Source organism: Streptococcus cameli (assembly GCF_053207365.1).
The window spans coordinates 597,089-613,827 of the sequence record NZ_JBRUIM010000001.1 but is presented as its reverse complement, the minus strand read 5'-3'; the positions used below and the strand labels follow the sequence as shown (position 1 = coordinate 613,827).

14 protein-coding genes are annotated in these 16,739 nt (G+C 39.6%); all 14 read right to left on the bottom strand.

Annotated features, from left to right (window positions below; all coding sequences use genetic code 11):
- Window positions 1-45 precede the first annotated feature (45 nt).
- The 14 genes from gyrB to ACVR1I_RS03060 all read right to left on the bottom strand — a co-directional run bounded on the left by gyrB (window position 46) and on the right by ACVR1I_RS03060 (window position 16,688).
- A complete protein-coding gene (gyrB, locus tag ACVR1I_RS03125) occupies window positions 46-1,998 on the bottom strand; it encodes a DNA topoisomerase (ATP-hydrolyzing) subunit B (RefSeq protein ID WP_447442587.1) in 1,953 nt (650 codons plus the stop codon).
- Window positions 1,999-2,122: 124 nt separating this feature from the next.
- A complete protein-coding gene (locus tag ACVR1I_RS03120) occupies window positions 2,123-2,671 on the bottom strand; it encodes a DJ-1 family glyoxalase III (protein WP_447443001.1) in 549 nt (182 codons plus the stop codon).
- A gap of 8 nt (window positions 2,672-2,679) precedes the next feature.
- Window positions 2,680-3,909 (bottom strand): FtsW/RodA/SpoVE family cell cycle protein, encoded by a 1,230-nt coding sequence (locus ACVR1I_RS03115; RefSeq protein WP_447442586.1) that lies wholly within the window; start codon window positions 3,907-3,909, stop codon window positions 2,680-2,682.
- A gap of 137 nt (window positions 3,910-4,046) precedes the next feature.
- Window positions 4,047-4,289 carry a type B 50S ribosomal protein L31 gene (locus ACVR1I_RS03110; RefSeq protein WP_447443000.1) on the bottom strand — a complete coding sequence of 81 codons (243 nt, stop codon included), beginning with the start codon at window positions 4,287-4,289 and terminating at the stop codon, window positions 4,047-4,049.
- A gap of 402 nt (window positions 4,290-4,691) precedes the next feature.
- The gene (locus ACVR1I_RS03105) at window positions 4,692-5,993 is read right to left on the bottom strand and encodes an ISLre2 family transposase (protein ID WP_447442585.1); all 1,302 of its coding nucleotides are present in this window, start codon (window positions 5,991-5,993) and stop codon (window positions 4,692-4,694) included.
- A 133-nt stretch (window positions 5,994-6,126) separates the two neighbouring features.
- Window positions 6,127-6,366, bottom strand: a complete 240-nt coding sequence (locus ACVR1I_RS03100; RefSeq protein ID WP_447442584.1) for a hypothetical protein — start codon at window positions 6,364-6,366, stop codon at window positions 6,127-6,129.
- 67 nt (window positions 6,367-6,433) lie between these two features.
- The gene (locus tag ACVR1I_RS03095; protein ID WP_447442583.1) at window positions 6,434-7,231 is read right to left on the bottom strand and encodes a ParA family protein; all 798 of its coding nucleotides are present in this window, start codon (window positions 7,229-7,231) and stop codon (window positions 6,434-6,436) included.
- Between the two features lie 162 nt (window positions 7,232-7,393).
- On the bottom strand, window positions 7,394-9,058 hold the full coding sequence (locus tag ACVR1I_RS03090; RefSeq protein ID WP_447442582.1) for a relaxase/mobilization nuclease domain-containing protein: 1,665 nt from the start codon (window positions 9,056-9,058) through the stop codon (window positions 7,394-7,396).
- Window positions 9,058-9,405: a plasmid mobilization protein gene (locus tag ACVR1I_RS03085; RefSeq protein ID WP_447442581.1), complete on the bottom strand. Its 348-nt coding sequence runs from the start codon at window positions 9,403-9,405 to the stop codon at window positions 9,058-9,060. Before ACVR1I_RS03085 ends, ACVR1I_RS03090 begins: the two co-directional genes overlap by 1 nt.
- Before the next feature lie 205 nt (window positions 9,406-9,610).
- On the bottom strand, window positions 9,611-9,904 hold the full coding sequence (locus ACVR1I_RS03080) for a hypothetical protein (RefSeq protein ID WP_447442580.1): 294 nt from the start codon (window positions 9,902-9,904) through the stop codon (window positions 9,611-9,613).
- Between the two features lie 39 nt (window positions 9,905-9,943).
- The gene (locus ACVR1I_RS03075) at window positions 9,944-13,024 is read right to left on the bottom strand and encodes a PBECR4 domain-containing protein (protein ID WP_447442579.1); all 3,081 of its coding nucleotides are present in this window, start codon (window positions 13,022-13,024) and stop codon (window positions 9,944-9,946) included.
- Between the two features lie 9 nt (window positions 13,025-13,033).
- Window positions 13,034-14,299: a hypothetical protein gene (locus ACVR1I_RS03070; RefSeq protein WP_447442578.1), complete on the bottom strand. Its 1,266-nt coding sequence runs from the start codon at window positions 14,297-14,299 to the stop codon at window positions 13,034-13,036.
- A gap of 14 nt (window positions 14,300-14,313) precedes the next feature.
- On the bottom strand, window positions 14,314-16,140 hold the full coding sequence (locus ACVR1I_RS03065; RefSeq protein WP_447442577.1) for a VirD4-like conjugal transfer protein, CD1115 family: 1,827 nt from the start codon (window positions 16,138-16,140) through the stop codon (window positions 14,314-14,316).
- Window positions 16,137-16,688, bottom strand: a complete 552-nt coding sequence (locus ACVR1I_RS03060; protein WP_447442576.1) for a DUF3801 domain-containing protein — start codon at window positions 16,686-16,688, stop codon at window positions 16,137-16,139. The genes ACVR1I_RS03065 and ACVR1I_RS03060 overlap by 4 nt, the downstream gene beginning before the upstream one ends.
- Window positions 16,689-16,739: the final 51 nt, after the last annotated feature.

The window sequence follows — 16,739 nt, the reverse complement described above, 5'->3', positions numbered from 1 at the left end:
AAAATAAAAAAATGCGAAAGATTCATTTCGCATTTTCGATGTGATCTACACATCTAATGTTGAATAAACAGCGTTCTCTTCAATAAATTCGCGACGTGGCTCAACTTTATCCCCCATCAGCATATCAAAAATCTTGTCTGCTTCTGCGGCATCATCAACAGATACTCGTGCCATGAGACGATTTTCAGGATTCATTGTTGTTTCCCATAGTTGGTGATCATCCATTTCCCCCAACCCTTTGTAGCGCTGAATTGTTGGTTTTGAACGTCCTTCGCTGTATTTGGCAAGAGCTGCTTTCAATTCTTCTTCTTGGTTCACTCCTGGTTGGATATATTGTTTAATATCACTGCCGACTTTTACTCCGTAAATCGGTGGTTGAGCAATGTAGACATAGCCTGCCTCTACAATCGGACGCATGTAGCGATAGAATAGAGTTAAGAGAAGTGTGCGGATATGAGCTCCGTCAACATCGGCATCGGTCATGATAACCAATTTTTGGTAGCGTGCTTTTTCTACATCAAAGTCTGCACCAAAGCCTGTTCCCATAGCTGTAAAGAGACTGCGAATTTCTTCATTGGCCAAAATCTTATCCATGCTGGCTTTTTCAACGTTCAAAATCTTACCACGAATTGGCAAAATCGCTTGAAACTCACGATCACGACCTGATTTGGCTGATCCACCAGCTGAGTCTCCCTCAACGATAAAGAGTTCTGTTTGTTTTGGATCGTTGGACGAACAATCTGCTAATTTACCAGGCAAATTGGAAATCTCTAAGCCAGATTTCTTACGGGTTACCTCACGCGCACGCTTAGCCGCAATCCGAGCCTTGCTGGCTAAAATCCCTTTTTCCACAATGCGACGTGCCACTTGCGGATTTTCCAAAAGGAAATCAGAAAAGGCTTCTGAAAAGAGACGATTGGTAATTTTAACGACTTCACTGTTTCCGAGTTTGGTTTTTGTTTGTCCCTCAAACTGCGGATTCGGGTGTTTGACAGAGATAACAGCTGTCAATCCTTCACGGACATCTTCACCTGTTAAATTGTCTTCGTTTTCCTTAAGAATTTTATTTTTCTTTGCGTAATCATTGATAACACGGGTCAAAGCTGTGCGGAAGCCCTGCTCATGTGTTCCACCCTCATGGGTATGGATATTGTTGGCAAAACTCACCACATTTTCATGATAGGCAGTCGTATACTGCATGGCTACTTCAACCGTAATGTCATCCATCTCGCCATCTGTATAGATTGGCGTGTCGAAAATTGGATCCTTGTTTTCATTCAGGTATTCAACATACGAAGCGATACCTCCCTCGTAATGGTAAGCCTTTTCTTGCTCCTTGCCTTCGCGCTTATCAATGATAGACAATTTCAAACCACGATTTAAGAAAGCTAACTCTTGGATACGTTTGTTAAGCTTTTCAAAATCAAATTCGGTCGTCTCTGTAAAAATTTCAGGATCTGGCGTAAAATGAACGGTTGTACCAGTTTGATCTGTCTCACCAATGACTTCCAAATCCGCTACAACTTCACCACGACGGTACTCTTGGTAGTAAATTTGACCATTCTTATGAACACGGACATCCAATTGCGTCGACAACGCATTTACAACAGACGATCCAACACCATGCAGCCCCCCTGAAACCTTGTATCCGCCACCGCCAAATTTTCCTCCAGCATGAAGCACCGTAAAGACCGTCTCAACCGCAGGGCGTCCTGTCTTTTCTTGAATATCAACAGGGATTCCACGGCCATTGTCTACAACCGTAATGGAGTCATCTTTTTCAATGTAAACTTTAATATCTGAAGCAAAACCTGCTAGCGCCTCGTCAATGGAGTTGTCAACAATTTCCCATACCAAGTGGTGCAAGCCTTCTTTTGAAGTTGAACCAATATACATGCCAGGACGCAAACGAACCGCTTCAAGACCTTCTAAAACTTGAATCTGACTAGCATCATATTCTTGAGCTTTCTCTTGCATTTCTTTCATTTCTTCTGTCATTTTAGTTTCCCTATATTTCTATAAACGTAACATCACAATTACCCTTTATTATACCACATTTTTTCATGATTTTCTAGAAAAATGAAAAGGAGAAGAAATAATCCATTCTTCTCCTTGATAGCAATTATGTAAACAACTGATCATAAACCATTGTGGCTGCCAACTGCTGGCCATCACCACCTAAAATATCCACCAATTGATAGGAGAATGCTAGTGCTGTACCAGCTCCTCGGCTTGTAATAAGATTGTCGTCTACTACCACAATCTCTGTCTGATGATTGCCCGTGGCAATCTCTTTTTCTTTTCCTGGGAAGCAGGTATAGTTTTTTCCTTCCAACAACCCTGCCTTTTCTAAAACAATTGGCGCTGCGCATATGGCTGCTATTTTTTGATGAGAGAGAGAAGCTTTTTGAAGTGCTTTGATCACTCCATCATGGTCCCGTAGATGAGCGGACCCTGGCATCCCACCAGGCAAGACAATCAAGTCATACTCTGATAAATTACCATCAAACACCTTATCTGCCTTTACAGTAATCCCATGAGATCCTGTTACCTCCAAAGAAGATAACCCAATTGTCTCACAAGTTATTTCTGCTCGACGCAAGACATCAACTGGTGTCAAAGCTTCAATTTCTTCAAAGCCTTCTGCTAATAGTACTGCTACTTGTGCCATCATTTTACCTAACTTTCTACCCGTTTAATGGTTATTTTTTTATATGCTCGTGATTTATTGCGTCTTCTATCTTCTGTTAAATTGTGCTGGTAACTCATTGATAAGACTAAGCCAACACCAATTAGATTGGCAATCATAGAAGATCCCCCTTGCGAAATAAAGGGTAAGGGAATACCTGTCAGCGGTAAAACTCCTGTTGCTGCACCGATATTTTCAAACACGTGGAATAACAACATCATGATATAACCAGTTGAAATATAGGTATAAAAACGATTATTAGATACAACCGTTACCCGTAACATACGGTAAATCAACAAGGTGTACAATCCAATTAAGACTGTCCCTCCGATAAAGCCAAAATTTTCTGCAATAACGGTGAAAATCATATCACTTTCTCGAACAGGAATCAGCAAGTTCGTCGTATTAAATCCCAAACCGTACATGCCACCACTACCAATTGCAATCAGGCTCTGTGCCTGTTGATAGGTTGTTGTCTGTGCATATTTAAAGGGATCCAACCATGCCGTAATTCGGTTGATTTTATAGGTATCCATGCCCAAATTATGTAAAATAGCAGTACCATCTGGGGATAGAAATAGGATTAGAAAAGCCGCAATTCCCACGATACCAACAAGCGTCGTCGGCAGAAGAATTTTCCATGAAACCCCTGATAACAAGACCATTCCACAAAATATCGCAATAAAAACCAAGGCCGTTCCCAAATCGCTCTGCATTCCCAATAGAACAAGAACAGGTAGTGTAACCAAAAACAAGAGCGCAATAAGTTTAAAATCTTCTTTTAGATTTCGCTTTGGGTATCTTTTATGAAAGGCTACGATAACCCTAGACATCATGATGATGTAGGAAATCTTCATAAATTCAGACGGCTGAAACAGCGTAACGCCATTAATGGTCACCCAGTTTTGTGCACCTGTTGAAGCCACAAGAGCTGGACTATAAAAATAAAGCGGTAAGACCATTAACCCTAGCCCTAATACATATAAAAACGGAGTCGTCATCCATAAAAATTTGGTGCTAAAAAACATCACCAAGAAAGCCAAGGCAATGCCTAAAACCATCCACATTAATTGTTGCCGTAGCATCGTCACTAACTGCCCTGGATAGTCCTGACTTAAGGCAATATAAACAGCAACAACACCAATGACCAATAAAAAAAATACTGGCAAAATCACCGTATAATCAATCCGACTCGCAATCGAACCTTGGTTTTTCTTCATTCTATCATTCCTTCTATCTCTTCCAAATCATTACTTCATTATAACAGAAAGACGAATGTTTTTCATGGTAAAAACAACTCTTTTATGTCAGTTAGACAAACAAGCAAAATAAAAATCCTCCAGTGGAGGATTTTTGATTATTTGATACCGTATTTTTTGTTGAAACGATCCACACGACCATCTGCTTGAGTGAACTTTTGACGTCCAGTATAGAATGGGTGTGAGTCTGATGAAATTTCCACACGAATCAATGGGTATGTTTCACCTTCGAATTCTACAGTTTCGTTAGAATTTTTTGTAGAACCACTAAGGAACTTGTAACCAGTAGTTGTGTCCATGAAGACAACAGTGCGATATTCAGGATGAATGTCTTTTCTCATCTTTAAAAATTTCCTTTCTGCCATAGTCCCTTTAGCGAGACCATAGATATGTTTCTTATTTTATCAAATTTTCACAAGCAATGCAAGTGATTTTTCTTATTTGTATGTGTCTAAATTTTTGGGAAATCATCAAATCCCTTGATTTCATGCAGAAAAGGCTCTAAAAAAAGACTGGAATTTAATTTCTCAGTCTTGACTTTTCTTGCATTTTTGGTAAGATAGTCTTAATGACTGAGTAATCAAAGGCCTAATTTGTTTACTCGGTTTGGGGATATGTTACTGCATATCCCTTTTTTGTTTTTTTGATGAGTTAATTTTACTATAAAATCTAGATTTTGTCAATCTTTTTATAGTTTTTAGGCATGACAAAAAAAGGTCACTAAACAACCTATCTAGCAACTGTTATTTAAAAGGATGACGTCTTCTTTTCAAAATTATTTTGTACTTATCATCTAAGCTATGTACTTGATGCTCAGGCTCTAGTTTTTGGACTTCTCCTGCTGTCATTCCTTGAAACACATTTTTTTGATATGTCTTCTGCCAATCCCCAAAGAAAAGGTCTCTCAGTTCACCTTCAGATTCTGCGATAATAACCTGACTCATAGTATCTGCTCCTCTTACTGACCAGTACATGCCCTGGTGTTTCATTCGATAAGTAATCTTTCTATGCTGGCTCTCCATAATACCGATACTTCCAGCTGGTAGCCCACGTTTGTCTGAAGCAAGGGTATGTTTCCATCTGTTTCTCAATTTTCGTTTAAAATCCATGATAGTAGTCAGCTTCTGTTCATTCTCCTCAAGAGATTCCAGTGTATCAAATGCAACATTGACAATTGACCACTTATGCTCTCTCAACCCTTTGAAGAAATACTCTCTAATTTCTGATGGGTATGGCCGTGTTAAATCCTTAATGGCTTGATTCACATGATAGCTGTCCCAAAAATGTTCATGATGTCGGATTTTTAGTGCTTTGGCTATATCTTCAAATATCTTGTAACCATATCCTTTTCCGCAATCACTATTGGTCACCAGGGTAGTTGATCTATTGATGGCAAAATTTTGATACAAATAATCTAATACGGCATCTACTGCTTCTCGATAATTCGTAGCAATAAACTCTTTCTTGTTTTGCAATTCATAGCGGTTCTGCCCTACTTTTTTACGCCCTGTATGGACAACAAAATGACTTAAATCCATGTTGTAACGCTCAACGCTTGTATCTGTAGTTTTGACCATTACACCATCTCCTTCGATGTAAATAATATCCGCAACTGTTTTCTGTTCAAGAGGCTCAGCCCAGGCTGTGACCTCTTTTTTCATGTCGAAAAGTAGCGTTGACAATTTCAAAGCCTTTAGAACAGTATCTTTTGTGATTTCAATACCATACATCATCTTCACAACTTCTACTACCTTACGATATGGCAGAAAACCACCCAACCTAGTGACTTGATAAAGTAGCTCCTTGGAATAGCGCTCATAGGGTATCAATCCCAATTTCTCATCTAACGGAATAAGTTGCTTCCCATTTCTGTACCAACGACTCCTTGTGAAAGTCATTTCTCCAAAGGTAAATAAGACTGTTCGCTCATAGCTATCCTTTCGCTTATACCCTCTAGCTCTAAGAATTGGTGCTACATAGTCTTCGTATTCTCTCACAAACTTCTGAAATTGTTCCTGGACATTTAACTGGAATCTGTTACACAAATCTATCTCTTCTATCACATTCATATTCATACTTAATATGTTCGCAATAATTTTTCAATTTTTCAAGCTCTTTCAGACAAAAAAGAACCCCATCTCTCAGTTGAGAGACAGGATTCTTAAATCATAATGATACTTATTCTTGATACTGTTCAATCCACTCATCAAGAAAAGTAGATGCACCACTATATCCTGATGCTTCTGCGATTCTATCCAGCTTTTCCCGATTTTGAGGTTTCAACGTAAACTGATAAGGAAATTTGGTCTTCCCTGATGGACGACCAGCTTTTCGCCCTCGTTTCCTTTGGGGCTTAGGGTCTTTAATCTCTTCTTGAAGGACTTTGCTGATTTTCTCTTTTTTAGATTCAAATGCCATGCTATACCTCTTTTTTGATAGTGATTTTTATAATGATTAAAATAGTGATATAAATAATGATGAAAAATTAAGCTTTATCTGTGAGTTCCTGAAGCTCATTCAATGTGTCAATCAAGGCTGAAAAGAAAGTCTTGTGTTCTCTTTTCAATGTTGAGTCAAACATCATGTCTATAACCGTTTCCTCTTTGGAGGCACGGTTAAACAGTTCCTTTTGAGGAATTAGACCAACGACTGAGTAGTCAGTTTTCAAGGCTTCTAATAGTTCTTTTGATTTTGCCGTATTATGCTTAATCATATTTGGCAAGAAATAGAGTTGAGCCGTAATCAATGATTCCCGACTAGGGCGAACAATTTCCGTCTTACGGTATTGATCCAGACGAACTTCTAAATTCTCCTTAGCTTCAAAAGCAAAATCACTAGGGGTAATTGGGCTAAAAAGCGTGTGACTGACTGCGATGGCGTTTCTTGTTGCAATCCCAAAATCAGGACGACAATCCAAAATAACATAATCGTATTGGTCAAGATTCTTGGACTCAAGATTATCCTCTAGCCAATCATACAGATACATATTTTGATTAGGGTCAGTTTCAAGTTTTCGTTCTGACTCATCCAATTTCATTGACCCAGCAATCAGGTCAATATTAGGGGCAACTGACAAAATAGATACATTATCTGAACCTGCAAAAACATTGGCAACGGTTGACGTATCTTCATAGACATCATAAAAATGCGTTAAGTTGCATTGGTGGTCTAGGTCAATAAATAAGACCTTATAACCTTTACTAGCTAGATACTGACCATTGAGGAGGGCTAAGGTAGTTTTACCAACGCCCCCTTTAATGGCTACAAAACTTATGAGCTTCATAGGAATTTCCTCTTTCATTACTTATTTTTCTATATTCTTATTATAATATATATCACTATAAAAATCAACATTAAAATCATTATTTTAATCAATATTTTTATCACTATCTTTTTGTATCATATTTTTCACGATACCGTCTGAACGTCCTCTCATTGATGCCTGTCAAACTCGCCCCATCTCCCGTTTATGGGTATTCTCTCGAATAGTCTCCAGTTGTCGAGCTTCGTTTCTAATGGTTTGCACGTGTGCGGATAAGCCCTCATATTCAATCCTAGCCTCCCTAATCAAGCGAGAGAGAGTTATCTTATCAACACTCTTATCCATTCTTGCTTCAGCTAATAGAGTAGATAATTTATCCTCTGATACAAGACCTGTTTCTTGCCCCAGAAACATTGACTCAATCTTAGTTAAACGAGCTATTTTTTGGCTCAGTTTTTCCAGTTCTGCTTCTGTCTCTTCAAACTGTAACCTAAAGTTTTGAGCCACTTCTTCGAATTGTTTTCCTGACGTAATGCCATGAGCATTTAAAAAGTTAAACTCTCTGACCAGTTGTTCCATACGTGAGATATAAGCGTTCTTATTGATAACAATTTGGCCATTGTCATAACTTAATTGCTTGGCAATCGTTTCTCCACTCATGGCTCTGTTCATCTCTGCATGTTTGGCATTGGTAAAGTAAAACCAATCATGTTTTTTCAAAAAGAGTTCATAGTTCCCATCTTCTAATTTGTCAACGTAACGACTAGGGATATGGACTAGCCCCTCATTTCCTAAACCGTATTCTAACTCCAAATAAATCCCTTTTTCTGTCTCTGATGCCACTTGCCAAGCAGAGACAGGGATACGCATTTCAAAGTCTTCTACCTGCTCTTCTTTGTAGGACTGATAAGCTGAGACTATCTCCTTTGAGGTGAGCGTTGCTTGATTGTCCTTCAGGCGTTCTTGGATTGCCTCAAGAGAGTAATTTCCTCTCTTAGACAGGATGCGGTCACGTGTATAGCGTTCCTGGTATTTCCCCTCTAAGGGATCTAAGAGTTTGTATCTGACTTCCTTGCGTTCTAGGTTGACTTCAAGAGATAAGGCTTTGGCCTTTTCTTGAAAATCATCCCAGGAATGAGAGTGTTTCATGACAAAATCCAAACGTTGTTTAATTTCAATTTTAAAGACATTTTTCTTTCGATAAGCCACATAGTCCTTTCGACTATTGGAAAGAGTTTTATCAATGATAGTAGCTCCCATCAGCTCAGCATGCTTATCAGAGATATTTTCTAAACTCCTTTTAGTTCCCTTTTGCCAACGAAATTTTTTGAGGGTCACTGCATTAGTCGCATTAAAAATGATATGGTTGTGGAGATGGTTTTTATCAACGTGTGTCGCAATGACAAATTCATGTTGACCTCCTGTCAACTCTATGACTGTTCTACGTCCAATTTCATGGATTTCTTCTGGACTTAAATCGTCTTCAGGGGAGAACGATTGGATAATATGATGGGCTAAAACATCGCTGGTCTTTCCACTATTTCTAGTCGTGAGTTTGGCATTTAATCGTGTCAGTTCAAATTCATCGGTAGCCGTTGAGGCATCCGTGACTCCATAGGTGGAGACGAGTTGGCGCTGTCGTTTCCCATCAACCATTACCCAAGGAAATTCTCTATTGTCCTCGTCAAACCCAAGGCTTGTTTTCTGTTCATTCTGGATATAGCGAAGCGCACGTGCTACTCCTGTTAATGAGTTTTCATCTAAGGTTTTGGCCTCATCTTCAATGTATTTGACACCACGAGATAAGGACTGACTAGACTTAATTTGTAAGACCTTTGTAACGACCATTACTCCTCCTTTTTCACTTGTTCTTTGATAACGTGATTGACCATCTCTCGAATAGTCTTTAATTCAACTAAGCAAGCTGCCAAGTCCTCTGCACTGGTCACATCATTCTCATTCACTTGCTTGGCAATCTGATTGACATTGATACCAATTTTATTGATTTCATACCGTAAATCTTTCAGCACTTGAAAATCAATTACATTGACTTGACCTTGGAAAATCATATCCCTAGTAAATTGGGAAAAGCTTTTCCCTGTCTCCAACAATCTATCTTTTATGTATAGATTTTCTTCTTCATCCACAAAAAAACGTTTCAAAATTGGTCTGCTTCGATTCTCAATCTTAGACATTTTTTTCTCCTCTTTTTTCATCCAGGGACTTCGACCCTTTCCATCTGGCAAGCATAGCACTTGTGGCCACAAGTACAAAAAATCAAAAAGGTCAGAGAAAGTCAATCTCACGATTTCTTTCTCTTGCCTTTTATGAAATTTTGGGGAAATCCCCAATCCCCTTCTCTCACATTCTGCGAATGTGACCGTCCAGAATGGACGACAATTACTCCGCCACGAGGGAAAGGTCTGCGACCTCTGCACCCAGTATTTCTTCTCTTAATGCATCAAACTCTGTATCTATTAGAGCCTCTATTTCTTGATAGGCGACATGGTATTCCGCCAGCAATTCCTCAGAGAAATCCTTGGCTTCTTTGCCTGCTTTCTGTAACAGATAGAGGCATTCCTTTCTCCTTAATTCACTATGTTCTTTCACTTCGGTAGACTGCATGTCTACCAAGTTTGGAAAGAAAATATCCGTGAGTTTATCAAGTGTTTCTGCTTTCATCTTCTCGATCATGTGGTAATTCTCCTTTGGGGTTTCGATTGAATAATTGGGCTATAACTCCTTGACTGGAGTCGGTGGCTTTTTTGATAAGTCACCTGCCTCTTTGGTAGCTTTGTCTTGCACTGTTTGAGTGACTTTTTCTTTGGCTTGAGATAGCTTCGATTGAAATTTATTGGTGACAAGTTGCTTGCTTTTCACCTGTTCCAATTTCGCATCAATACGTTGAATGAGACTCTTAGCTTCTGTTTGAATAACCTTTAATTGAGCTGAAAGGTCTTCATAAGTTAGCTTGTCAGTTGACCAAGAATGTAGATAACCAAAACTATAATCACTCGTATCAATTCCAAAGTGATTAGCTACCACATAAGCCACAGATTCTGCTTGTAATTCTCGCTCACTGGCACTATATCCATCTTGTTTTCCGTGGAGGTCTGAGTGTGCCATTTCGTGAAATAGGGTCTTCATAATTTGGGCTTCGCTCATCTTTTTATCCGCAAGGACAATCTCCTTATTTTCAATATGGTAGTACCCATTCGCACCATTTTCGATTGGTTTGAATGATACTGAAACTTCATTGTCTCTAGACGTTGCGACTGTTGCAAGATACAAACTTTGGTAATCTGTCACTCCATTTTCCAAGTTGTAAATCGGTCTTGGTAAGTCTCTGCCTTCTGTTTGCGAAACATCAAAGACACTCCCTAGTTTGAAACGTGTAACGGTCATTTGATTGCCATGTTCATCTAGCTTAGGATTCCCCTTTTCATCTTTTAATTTGATGGTCATTGGCACCCAAACCTTGAGACTTTTTTGGCCTTTTTGGACTTGACGACCGAAGTCATTTTTCCATTTCTGGAATGAAGCAACTAGGCTCACATCAGGATTTTGTCTAAGCAATAAATAGATATTGGCAACGGAATAATCATGGAATTTAGCCATCGCTTTGAGGAATATTTTGTACTGGTCTGAGTTTCTATAAGCCATCATGCCATCTTTTAAATGCTTCGCCAGTGCTTTGGTATCTTTTGACTCCAGAAGTTCAGATAATAGCGGCTCAGTTTGTGCTTCTTCTTTTTTTGCGCCTGGTTTAGACTGAGGGTTGAGAGGGTCTGTTCCCATGGCACGTTCCTCCTCATTGGTAAAACCGTCACCATCTGAATCCAATGTTTTCTCATAAGCTACTTGTATATTTTCTTCCAAGATAACTGCCTCAGATAGACCTCTTTCCAGAATCTCTCGCAGCTCCTTTCCACCATCCTTTATGTACTCTTCATTGATGGAAAGCTGTTCAATCTGACCGTCACGTTCACGATACACACCGAGGATAATTTTTTCATCTGCATTTTTTAACTGCTTACTTAAACCACTTCGTAGTTTCATCAAACTGGCAGGAAATGTTTCGCCATTGACTGTTCTCAAAGCCAATACAATGTCATCATCTCCTGATTTAATAGCTTTGTTCATATCTAGAGAATGAAGCTTTGGCACATCGGATAAATCATCAAAGTAAAAGGAATCTGCTTCAATAATAGCTGGTAGTTCTGGTAGCACCTTTAATTTATCAAAAGCCGCACCTTTATTCGCCAACAGTATATCGTCAAAAGCTCCTTGACCTGACACAAAATCTGTCAAGGACTTAGTAGCTGATTGACCTTCTTTGTACGGAAAAACACCTGTCAAATGTATAAATTTATCCTTATCAAATGAAACTTGAAGATTAGCAACACTATCCATATCTTGATAGAGATAATGAATAGTACTGTCAGCCAACTCCGTCAAATACCATTGAGCAACCTCCTTCAGAGAAGCTGAGTAGCGGTTTAGTTTCACCATGTCTTTATCAGAAACTGAATGGTAGCCCCGCTTATTGATTGACTTTCGCTCTTCATTTATGCTAAAATGTAGTAAAGGCTGAGGCTGAGTTTGATTTGGTGACAAGTCATCCAAAGGTTGCGACAATGTCGCTTCAGGTAGAGGTGCTGCCTCCTGTTTATCAGGTAAATCCTCGATTGTACCCTCAGCAAAAGTCTCTTGAGTTCTCTCAAGAGACTTTTTTTCTTGCTCTGAATATTCAATAGATGAATTACCTACATCCATGTTCTTCCCTTCTTTCATCTCTTTTAGATAGTCATTCCAATCCATTTTCTTTTCTCCCTCTCTTAGTGGAGGTAAATCGGATTGGACGACAATGCCTTTTTCTTCCAGGCGCTCAATAAAGCCCCTTCCTGCCTTATCATTATCAACCGCAAGAGTAATAAAACCATGATTTTCTTCTTGTTGGAAAAAGGTGGTCAACCTGGCTAAATCCGCTAGCCCTTGCCCTACTGTTTTAGGGTCTAATTGCACGTTGTTTTTCCCACGTACCTCAGCTAATAGTTCCATGGCATAGCGAGAAATCGTCGCTTCTTTCAAGCCATCCATAGAAACCAGTCTCACGTCGCTCAATTGCCCCTTTTTAGCCTCGTAATAGCTCATAAGGTCTATTGGTGCCTCAGAGAAAATAAGGCGCTTAGGAGTGCCTATATCAAGGCTCATACCACTCATGCCATCTGAGTTGTATAAAATCTGTTTCAAGTACCCTCGTCCTTCATGACGCTCTTTATTAGGAGTGATACCTTGTAAGCTCGCTCCAATCACACGGTTAGACTTATCTAGGCTTTTAAATACAATGACCGACTCTAGGTACCCATCTGGAGCTTTTTTCTTAGCCTGAGCCAAGAGACCTGCTTGTTTGAATGTCGCAATCGTTTCATCAGACAGGCCACGTTCCTGTTTCAGATAGTCCCTAGCATCGACAAAGAGCTCTTCGTATCTGGCTAAGGTATAAACAAAAGGCTGTCTTACCTCTTCTTTCACGCTCGCTTCAGGAAAGGCTCCAGTTCTCAGATAGGCCATAGCCTCCTTAAAACTAACTTCTTTTATGACCTCAACCAACTTAATAACATCTCCCCCAAAGCCCCTGGAGTACCAATAAAAGGTGTTTTTTCGTGTGTCAATCTTGAAAGAGTCATGTTCTTTCCATTCATAAGTATGAGAGCTATTGCGTTTCATCTCCATACCCAGTGCTTCTGCCACTTCAAGTATAGACCGTGACCGTGCCTCTTCCTTGGTAAATAAATGTACTTCTTCTGCCATGTGTTCCTCCTATAAAGATAACCCCTTCAGCTCTTTAGACTGCGTTATTTCATGTCCTTTCTCCAAAGGAGTAAACGCCAGCAATTCCTGGTATCGGTTTTGAATACGTTCTAATTTGGAATAGTTATCTGATAGCTCTTCTGTATCAATTAAATACTTACTCACCACTTGGCCATCATAGCCCTTGTCTGGATCGATGCTTGATAATGGAATCACTGCAGCTTCTGTCAAACTCCCTCGATAATAAGCCCCTACTCGATGTTCCAGATAATAGCGTACAGCTCCCTCCTCTTCTTGAAGCGTATCTCGTAAATACGCTAAGGAATAGACGTCTCCTTGGGAATAGCCAAAAGCCAAATGTAAAACCAATTCCTTATTGTCTCTGGCCAACTCCTGATTGATGGTTTTCAAATACTTATCAGGAAGTCCATCACAATAGAATTTAAGACCGTAATCTGTTGGGTAGTCCCTCTCATACGTTTCAATGATATAGTCTGCATAGGATTGAAACTCTCGCTTAAAAGACTCAAACTGTTGGCCGTAGTTGTAAAAGGCACGATGGGTTTCAAAATCTGGTATCGCATCGATGACAACCTCTGTAATCAGATCCTTTTCGACAGCCACAAACGTATCGTAGCGGTCTCGATTCAGGACTTCCTCATAAAAAACGCTCTTTAAGGCTGGATAGGCCTCCATGAGATAGGATAAGGTTTGATAGTCCGATTCTTCAGGAGAGTGGTAATCCGTAATCAGGCCTTCACGTGCTACTTCCCAATCATCGATATAACTTGTTTCTGGTGTTCGCAACAATAACAGCTCTTCCTTCTCCAGATTGAATCCCAGCACCTCGTCTCCACTGGCCACTCGGTCTGTTTCTAGTTCCAGAATTTTTCTATCAAGAGATTCCAAGTTTTGCTTTATCTGAAAAAGCTCCTCTGCATCCCTCTTCAGTGTCTCGAAGTATTCTCGTGACACCTCGATAGGATATACCAGTTTGTCTTGTTCACGTTGCTCACGTGGGTAAGAAAACAGATAAGGGGCGACTTCCTTAAAGTCCTGATAATTCATTTCTCGAATACATTCTGTTACCAACATATTTCTAATTGTTCCATCATCTGTATGGTTGGAAATCCAATGCTCGGTTGCCATGTTACGAACAGCCGCAACCAGGGCATAATCTGGTATTTTTTCAAAAATGCCATCAAAAAAGCCGACCCCATAGGCCGACTCACGAACAACATCTTTCTTCATTTGTTTCCACTCTTTTTGATTCATAATCTTCCTTTCTTTTAAAATCTTACATTGGCCACTTCTTCCTCCGTTATTTCAATGATACGGCTAGGGAGTACATGGTCTTGGTATTCTTCAATATCACTCATATAGCGTTTGTATCGATACCAGGTACTATCTTCTGACCTCTCGGCCAATTCGTTATATCGCTTATGTTTTTCAAGACGGTATTTTTTATCATAAAAAACATTGTGCTTATTGATAAATACCAGGGCTTCATCTGGTGCAATCGTCGCTATTTCATGCTCTGTTAACAGCATCCGTTGTAATTTAGAATTCTGAACGCTATTCGAGCCATTACGCCCCCTATTTTCACTCGTATTTCTATCATTAATCGTAGAAGCTCCTGAACGCTTGGAAAGCCATTGAAGAGTGTCTGGGTCATTTGTACCTAAATATAAAATCGTTCCACAGTTGTTCAGAATCGTTTTCAGATTGTTTTTGCCATAAAGCTCCTCAACCTGGCTGAGAGACTGTATCATGATTTTGATAGAAATTTCTCTAGACCGAATAACAGAAATAATCGGTGGAAGATTTGGAATCTTCCCAACTTGTGCAAACTCATCTGCTTCTATCTGCAGATGTAAGGGATAGGCTATATCAGTTCTTTTCCCCAACAGAATATCATCAGCCGTCTTAAAAGTAACATCAAAGAAGGTACTAAAGAAAAGGGCAGTGATAAACTGATAGGCCGGGTTGACTTCAGGCATGGAAACAAAGACAGCCGTTTTCTTTGTATTCCAGGTTTCCATCTCCATATTATCTTCTTCTAGTAAGGCTCGAACGACATCGTGGTCAAAGACAGAATAGCGAGAGGCAATAATCGCAAAGACACTATTTCTAGTTTCCCCATTGAAGTTGTCATTAAACAATCGCCATTGCTTATAGGCATAATTACCTGGTATAGATTTTTCAAGTTCTTCAAACATCACCTCAACAGGACTTTCCACATCAGGGTCTGTTCGCTTCAGGTGGCGAATTAAATCCGTTATTTGAGGTAGGTTGGCCGTGTAGCCACTTAACTGACTATCAAAAAATAAATAACCAATCAAGGCACGTTGCAATAGCATCTCAGCTTGAATCCAGAAATCTTCACCAGTATGGTCACTTCGTTTTGTGGCTGTCACAAGAGCTTCAGCAACCCGATCAATATCCATTTCATCCTTCATGTACCGAAACACGTTAAAACGGTTAGAATTAAGGAAGGTAATGACATCAAATACCTTGACCTGGTAATTATCTCGCTCAAAGGATTGCCCCATTTCATGCACTAATAGCCCTTTAGTGTCTGTAAAGACATAGCTGGAACTTCTCTGCAAGGCATTTGGTTTCACAAAAGACCGTGTCTTCCAGTCCCCTGTCCCCCCAATAACGAGAACGTTCTTATTGATTTGCTTGTCAAAAGCAAGCCTCTTGTTATACAACCCCATCTGAGCATTCTGAGTGAAAATCATATTCTTATCTTCGTCCTGGTCTCGCAGAGTCATAAGATCTTTCTTGGTCGCAAATTTGGCTGAACCATGTTCTTCTCCATAACGGAACGTACCTGTAACTTGTGGTCTTAAATAAACCAAAATAGGGAGCAACATTCCCAACATTCCCATAAACATCGAATCATCTGTAAATTGAGTATCTAACCAGGGCTTCTTCATCCAGTTGGCCTGCATCCAAGCAAAACGGCTAAGCTCAAAAAAATCCTCCATGACATCGACCTCTGGAGAGGCGGCATAGAGTTTCTGAAGCCAATGAAAGAGATAAAAGAACACAACCGAAAATACCAGGTAAATGATGACATGACGTTGCTTTTTTACAGTAATTTGCTTCATATCGTCTTACCTCCCTTGGAAGAAATGACTGGAGAATTTAAAGTGGTAGTCTTCCCCTTGGCTTTTGACACTGTTTTGGAAGTTGATAAACGCTGCGCCTCTTTTTGATAATAAGCCAATTTTTCTTTGACTGTCATATTCTTAGGTGTCTTCAGCACCTTTTTCGTGAAATCACGTGGCTTATCCTGGATGTTTAGTAAAACATCAGACAAGGCTCTTTCTACTATGGCTTTGTTTTTGAAGTGATACATCAGAAGTGTCTTACCATCTTCTTGTTCCTTAAATGCAAAGCCTACTCCATACTTTTTCAGCTCATCCTTAAACGCAGCTAAATTGACATAGTTAGTCATAAACTCTTGTACATCTTTTTGGCCAGCAGTCGCAAGCATTTTCTTCCACGATGTTTCTTTAAAAGGAATATGATTCGATGCTCTCATGGAATGAATTTCATGTGCTTTCACCGTGGCCATATAAAAGGATTTCATGACCACTTCTCCTGCTAATAAACTCCCCCTAAATAATTGTTGGACAACAATTTCTTCATTCATTGCATTCTTCTTTCTTTAAAAATAAAAAAGTACCCTCTTTTCATAAGAGAG

Coding starts and splice junctions, on each gene's coding strand:
- ACVR1I_RS03075 (WP_447442579.1), bottom strand. CDS start 13,024: ATGGCAGAAGAAGTACATTTATTTACCAAGGAAGAGGCACGGTCACGG.
- ACVR1I_RS03120 (WP_447443001.1), bottom strand. CDS start 2,671: ATGGCACAAGTAGCAGTACTATTAGCAGAAGGCTTTGAAGAAATTGAA.
- ACVR1I_RS03060 (WP_447442576.1), bottom strand. CDS start 16,688: ATGAATGAAGAAATTGTTGTCCAACAATTATTTAGGGGGAGTTTATTA.
- ACVR1I_RS03065 (WP_447442577.1), bottom strand. CDS start 16,140: ATGAAGCAAATTACTGTAAAAAAGCAACGTCATGTCATCATTTACCTG.
- ACVR1I_RS03095 (WP_447442583.1), bottom strand. CDS start 7,231: ATGAAGCTCATAAGTTTTGTAGCCATTAAAGGGGGCGTTGGTAAAACT.
- ACVR1I_RS03100 (WP_447442584.1), bottom strand. CDS start 6,366: ATGGCATTTGAATCTAAAAAAGAGAAAATCAGCAAAGTCCTTCAAGAA.
- ACVR1I_RS03070 (WP_447442578.1), bottom strand. CDS start 14,299: ATGAATCAAAAAGAGTGGAAACAAATGAAGAAAGATGTTGTTCGTGAG.
- ACVR1I_RS03080 (WP_447442580.1), bottom strand. CDS start 9,904: ATGATCGAGAAGATGAAAGCAGAAACACTTGATAAACTCACGGATATT.
- ACVR1I_RS03090 (WP_447442582.1), bottom strand. CDS start 9,058: ATGGTCGTTACAAAGGTCTTACAAATTAAGTCTAGTCAGTCCTTATCT.
- ACVR1I_RS03085 (WP_447442581.1), bottom strand. CDS start 9,405: ATGTCTAAGATTGAGAATCGAAGCAGACCAATTTTGAAACGTTTTTTT.
- ACVR1I_RS03115 (WP_447442586.1), bottom strand. CDS start 3,909: ATGAAGAAAAACCAAGGTTCGATTGCGAGTCGGATTGATTATACGGTG.
- gyrB (WP_447442587.1), bottom strand. CDS start 1,998: ATGACAGAAGAAATGAAAGAAATGCAAGAGAAAGCTCAAGAATATGAT.
- ACVR1I_RS03110 (WP_447443000.1), bottom strand. CDS start 4,289: ATGAGAAAAGACATTCATCCTGAATATCGCACTGTTGTCTTCATGGAC.